The organism is Bradyrhizobium sp. 25ACV (assembly GCF_054863005.1).
Genome location: NZ_JAVAYO010000125.1, coordinates 1 through 265, shown reverse-complemented (window position 1 = coordinate 265; position 265 = coordinate 1). Strand labels below are relative to the sequence as shown.

The window sequence follows — 265 nt, the reverse complement described above, 5'->3', positions numbered from 1 at the left end:
AATGGATTCTTTCAAAGCGAGCATGAGATTTTCATCTCGCTTTTTTTGTTGTTCTTCAAATTGTTCGAGTCGTTTTAGGATGGCCCGATTGAATTCTTCTTGTCTTTGAATGAGATCGGCGACATTTACATCTTGTAGCGGTGTAGCGGTATCCGATATGGACAAGTTTGACCGATACAAGGTCGCTACAAGTTTGGCTACTTCTTCTAGTGATTTACCACTCAATTTAGAGTGTGTGTATATATACTCCATAGCGGATAAATCG

1 protein-coding gene is annotated in these 265 nt (G+C 39.6%); it reads right to left on the bottom strand.

Features of this window, described 5'->3' with window-relative positions; all coding sequences use genetic code 11:
- On the bottom strand, nt 1–265 hold a 265-nt coding region (locus tag RAD04_RS38830), incomplete at both ends, for a hypothetical protein (RefSeq protein ID WP_461627985.1).